The organism is Desulfurellaceae bacterium (genome assembly GCA_021296095.1).
GTDB lineage: Bacteria > Desulfobacterota > Binatia > Bin18 > Bin18 > JAAXHF01.
Genome location: JAGWBB010000134.1, coordinates 1 through 5,150, shown reverse-complemented (window position 1 = coordinate 5,150; position 5,150 = coordinate 1). Strand labels below are relative to the sequence as shown.

Below are 5,150 nucleotides of genomic sequence, written 5' to 3'. Positions count from 1 at the left end.
CAGGTGAAGGACGCATAATCGTCCAGATAGGCGTTGAACTTGGCCTGTCCGTCTTTATAGCTGCGCAGCAGCCGCCCATTCTCATACAGCTTGGTCAGGATGAATGCGGCGTTGCGACGGGCAATGTCGAGGTAGTGCGGGTTGTCCAGCACCCGCGAGGCTTCGGCAAAGCCCGACAGCATCAGGCTGTTCCAGCAGGTCAGGATTTTCTCGTCCCGGCCGGGTTTGATCCGGTCTTCACGGACGCTGAACAGGCGCTGTTTGGCCGTGGCGATCAGCCGGCCGACTTCGTCCACCTCACGGCCAAAAAGCCGGGCCAGCTGGTCCAGCTCCAGGCTCGGGTGGAGGATGTTATGGCCCTCGAAATTGCCGACATCGGTCGCGTCGTAGTAGCGACACACGATCTCGCTGCTCCTGGTCCCAGACAAAAAACTTGCCCTCAACGCCCTCGGAGTCGGCGTCCTGGGTCGAGTAGAAGCCGCCCTCGGGGCTCAGCATCTCGCGTTCGACATAGGCCAGGATTTCTTCGACAACATTACGGAAAAACGGATCCTGGGTGGCCTGATACGCCTCCAGATACAGCCGAGTCAGCAGGGCGTTGTCGTACAGCATTTTTTCAAAATGGGGCACCAGCCAGCGCTCATCGACCGAGTAGCGGTGAAAGCCGCCGCCCAGATGGTCGTACACCCCGCCCTCGGCCATCTTGCGCAGGGTGTGGCTGGTCATCTCAAGGTAGTGGCTGTTTTGATTGGTATGCAGCTGGCGCAGAAACAGGCTGAAGACGGCCGTATTGGGAAACTTGGGCGCCCCGCCCAGGCCGCCGTGGGTGTGATCGACCTGTTCGGCCAGCTGGGCCGCAGCGTTCTGCACGGTCTCAATCTGGAGCGGCCGCTCGGTCTCCTGGCGGTGAGACAGTTTCTCCAAATTGTCGAGAATCTGGCGGGTGGATTTGGCCACCTCGTCGGGCTTGTCGCGGTAGGCCTGGGCCACGCCCAGCAACACGCGCGGAAAGGCCGGCAGATTGTGACGGTCAACGGGCGGGAAATATGTGCCACCGTAAAACGGCTCGGCATCCGGGGTCAGAAACATGGTCATCGGCCAGCCGCCCCGTCCGGTCAGCATCTGGACCGCGTGCATATAGATTTCGTCAACGTCGGGCCGTTCCTCGCGGTCAACTTTGATGTTCACGAACAAGTCGTTCATCAGTGAGGCGATTTTTTCGTCTTCAAACGACTCGTGCTCCATGACGTGGCACCAGTGGCAGGCCGAGTAGCCGACGCTGAGCAGAATCGGCTTGTTCTCGGCCTTGGCCCTGGCAAACGCCTCTTCGCCCCACGGATACCAATCGACCGGGTTATGGGCGTGTTGCAGCAGGTACGGACTCGTCTCCCCGGCCAGACGGTTGGTGAATGTATGCGCCATTCAGGCTTCCTTTACACAAAATAAATGCGCTTGGCCTCTTTGAGCAGGTCTGGTTTGAAGTCCGGATGACAGATCTCGACCAGGGCGGCCGCCCGCTGCTTGAGGGTCTTGCCCCGCAGTTCGGCAATCCCGTACTCGGTGACGACATAATCCACAAAGGCGCGCTGGGCGGTGACCACGCTGCCCGGCTCCAGCATCGGCACAATACGCGAAATACGGCGGCCGTTGACAATCGAGGAGGCGGGCGTGACGATCACCGACTTGCCGGGGTTGCTGAAGGCGGCGGTGATGGTGAAGGTCGTCTGTCCGCCCGTTCCGGTATACATGAACGGCCCGAACGACTCGGAGCAGGCCTGACCGCCGAGGTCAACCGCCAGCGCGTTGTTGACGGCGACATAGTTCTTCTGGTTGACCAGCAGGCGCAGATCGTCGGTATAGGTGAAATCGTAGAACTCGAAATTGGGGTTGCCGTCGATGATCGCCAGCTCGTCCTCAAACACCCCGATGCCCGCGCTGGCCACCACCTTGCCGGGATTGACGGTTTTGTACTTGCCGGTGATGACCCCCTCCTTGACCAGACGGGCAATGCCGCCGGGGATGACCTCGGTATGAATCCCCAGGTCATTCTTGTCGCCCAGATACATGGCAATCGGCGAGGACACGCTGCCCAGGCCGATTTGCAGGGTATCGCCGTCATGGACCAGATTGCTGGCCACCAGGGTACAGATCAGCTCGGTTGCGGCGACTTCCTCGTCGTTGCGCTGGGTCGGCGGCAGCTGGGCCGGTGGCTGGGTGGGTTCGACAAAATAGTCGATCTCCGACACATGGATATAGTTCTCTCCCCCGGTGCGGATGAAGTCCTGGTGCACCTCGGCGACAACCGTCCGGGCCGCCTGGGCCATGGTTTTGGACATGAACAGCCCGTGCCCGAAGCTGCAGTAGCCATGCTTGTCGGGAGCCGAGACCGGGGTCATGTACACGTCGCACTTGAGACCCGGCGGCAGTTCTCCACGCCGAAAATACATCACCGGGATGAAATCCAGCCGGCCGTCGTTCATCAGCGGACGGGTGGTCGTGCCGAGATAGGTGGCCTCAATCGTAAACGCCTGCTCGACACCGGGCTGGTCCCAGTTGAACAGCGGCCCGATGGTGCCGACCTTGACCTGGCGCAGTTCCTCTTTACGCTCCAGTAGCGCCTGGCTGAGGGTCAGCGGCGTGGCGTGCAGCCAGTTGAGCTGCACACTGTCACCGTCACGCACCGCAGCCTTGACGGCCTGTTGGGGGGAGACCAGTTTATCGCCACAGTGTTCGCGCCAGTCCATACGTCGCCTCCTTGTACATGCGCGTAGCAAATGCCTGGATTATAGAGAGAATCGCTCCCCGCTTGCCGACCGCAGGCACTTCGCCACCGTTCTGGCCGGAGCATAAACCACGGAACGGCAGAAAGCAAAGCCGTTGGCAGCGGACAAGGCGGGGGATTGCGGAGAAACGACCCGCCACTTTTTTTCTGGGGCAGTGGTGTGCTAGGGATGGCGACAGGTCTGCTCAACCGACAAGGAGACGGATATGGACATTCGGATCGAATACTGCGCGGCTTGAGGCTATGAACCCGAAGCCGTCAGTCTGACGGAACAACTGTTGAACGAGTACAAGCAAGACATCAGCGGCCTGACCCTGGTCCCGTTCGGTGACGGACGCTTTGAGGTCAGCGTCAACGGCACGAAGATTTACTCAAAGCTGGAGACCCACCAGTTCCCGGACTTTGGCGATATCAAAGCCGCCCTGGAGCAGCAGGCGGCATAAACGCATCAGGCCGGAGGGCAGGCCGGGCCTGCCTGTGCGGTGTCACAACATCTCGGCGTGGCCCCACACGATGTTCAGGCATGTCGCGCCGTTCCTGGTCGTAACGGTGTGGGTACAGCCCTCGGGCCGATAGCTCATGTTGCCGGTCGCTACCTCGCCGGCCTCATCCGCGTTCGAGCCCTCAATGACAAAAATCAGCTCATCGCCGACGTGGCGGTGGAGCGGCAGTTCGGCCCCCGGTTCAAACCGGGCCAGCACAGCGCGCCGCTCCGCCTCGGTATCCTCCCAGATGCTTTTCAGCCGCACCCCGGGCCGGGCTTCGACCCACTCCAAATCGCTGAGGGTAAAGACCTGCGACGGCGGCGCGGCGCCCCGCTCACCCGTCATGCTGATCCCACCCGTAATCACGGCGAGCACGGTCGCCCCCTTTGGACTCGATACGGTGTGCACGCAGCCGTTGGGCCGGTAGCCGAGATTGCCGGCTGTGACCGTACCGAATTCGTCGCCCAGCGCCCCTTCGAGGACAAAGATGAGTTCGTCGCCGTCGTGGCGGTGCATGGGCAGGGCGGCTCCGGGCTCAATCCGGGTCATGATGGCTCGGCGCTGGCTCGCCTCGTCGTTCCACAGCTGCTTGGCTCGAATCCCCGGTTGCAGTTCCTGCCATTCCAGCTCGCCGACCTCAATCACGCGTGACAGTGGACCGTCTTGTGTCTGTGCCATGGTGTCCTTCTCCCTCTCTGAATGGATGTCTGTGCCGAGCTTAAGCACAGGACCCCGCCGTGAGGCAAGAGGCCGGGACGGACGGCAGCGGTCTTGCCTTCCCGGTCCGGCGCGTCCAAAGTAGGGCTGGTACGGAAACGGGATGGCTTGCCTGTGCAAATTTGGCAGAGTCGGAGGTTTGGTATGCGGTATGCCCTGCTCTTGACGGTCCTGGTTGGTGTGGGATTGCAGACGCTCCCGGCCCACGTTGAGGCTTTTGACATCACGCCCGGGAAGTGGCGTTTTGAGTATGAGAGCCGGGCGTCATTTCAGCCCCAGCCGCAGAAGCGCACCGATACCCAGTGCGTCACGGATCCGAACTGGGACCCGGCGGCCTCGGTCGCCAAGAGCAGCCACTGTCAGCTCAGTGATATCGAGCAAGACGCCACCTCATTCAGCGGGACTCTGACCTGCGGCCGTGGGCAGGGCAACTCGCCCATGACCGGAAGCATGACCTATACCTCGACCGGCACCAGCCTGACCGGCCGCACTGCCTTCAAAGGCGAAGGCTACGAGATGGAAATGCAAACCAGCGGCACCCGAATCGGCGAGTGCGACTGAACGCCTGATGCGGCGCGGCTGACCAGCGGCCTCCAGCGTCAAGCGATCATAGGCGGGCGAGATTCCATTAGCGGTCCTCCTCCATTCGTTCTGCTCCTCTCCCGCCCTCCGCTGTCCCAGNNNCCCGCCGAGAGGAAGAGCAAGCAATCCTCGGTCGTCGCGCAAGCTAAAAGCGAGGCTGGGAGACGATCATGAACATGTAGAACATGCCAGAAAGGACCAGCGCGCATAACACTGTTTATCATCCATGTTCAAGGGGCCGGCCCTCCGCCCGTCAAGTCCCATTTTGCGGCGGAGGCATCAAGTATCTCCGACACAGATTCCTGAGACGGGTAAATCGCACCCATTTCCCCCTCTCAGCCCCTCTGTCCTGCCCGTCGTGTCGTTGTGTCGTAAAACCCTCGTTTAATGGGACAGCGCCTGGTCCTGTATCGCTGTGGCTTGTCGGCGGCTCGCCGTTTCTCTCACGGTGGCCGCGCGATCAAGCTTGACACCATACGGAATTCCCAGTCACACTTCGCACAGCGGACTTCACAGCCGCGCTGGACGAACAGAGTCAGGTTTAATCCTAGACATGCTGCGCTGGACGAAACGCGTACTCGGCG

6 protein-coding genes are annotated in these 5,150 nt (G+C 61.3%); 2 read left to right on the top strand and 4 right to left on the bottom strand.

Features of this window, described 5'->3' with window-relative positions; translation table 11 throughout:
* The 3 genes from J4F42_21045 to J4F42_21035 form a co-directional block, all read right to left on the bottom strand.
* A partial coding sequence (locus J4F42_21045; protein ID MCE2488009.1) for a thioredoxin domain-containing protein occupies positions 1 to 401 on the bottom strand: 401 nt, incomplete at its 3' end.
* Positions 352 to 1,422, bottom strand: coding sequence for a thioredoxin domain-containing protein (locus tag J4F42_21040; GenBank protein ID MCE2488008.1), 1,071 nt, complete (start codon positions 1,420 to 1,422; stop codon positions 352 to 354). The genes J4F42_21045 and J4F42_21040, both read right to left, overlap by 50 nt.
* 11 nt (positions 1,423 to 1,433) lie before the next feature.
* Entirely contained in the window at positions 1,434 to 2,744 is a 1,311-nt protein-coding gene (locus J4F42_21035; GenBank protein MCE2488007.1) for a hypothetical protein, read from the bottom strand.
* A 316-nt stretch (positions 2,745 to 3,060) separates the two neighbouring features.
* Here J4F42_21035 and J4F42_21030 point away from each other — a divergent pair, with 316 nt between their 5' ends.
* The gene (locus J4F42_21030; GenBank protein MCE2488006.1) at positions 3,061 to 3,225 is read left to right on the top strand and encodes an Rdx family protein; all 165 of its coding nucleotides are present in this window, start codon (positions 3,061 to 3,063) and stop codon (positions 3,223 to 3,225) included.
* Positions 3,226 to 3,267: 42 nt separating this feature from the next.
* Here J4F42_21030 and J4F42_21025 read toward each other — a convergent pair whose 3' ends face one another.
* Positions 3,268 to 3,945, bottom strand: coding sequence for a cupin domain-containing protein (locus J4F42_21025; GenBank protein ID MCE2488005.1), 678 nt, complete (start codon positions 3,943 to 3,945; stop codon positions 3,268 to 3,270).
* A gap of 183 nt (positions 3,946 to 4,128) precedes the next feature.
* Here J4F42_21025 and J4F42_21020 point away from each other — a divergent pair, with 183 nt between their 5' ends.
* Positions 4,129 to 4,545 (top strand): DUF3617 family protein, encoded by a 417-nt coding sequence (locus J4F42_21020; protein MCE2488004.1) that lies wholly within the window; start codon positions 4,129 to 4,131, stop codon positions 4,543 to 4,545.
* The last annotated feature ends 605 nt before the right edge of the window (positions 4,546 to 5,150 follow it).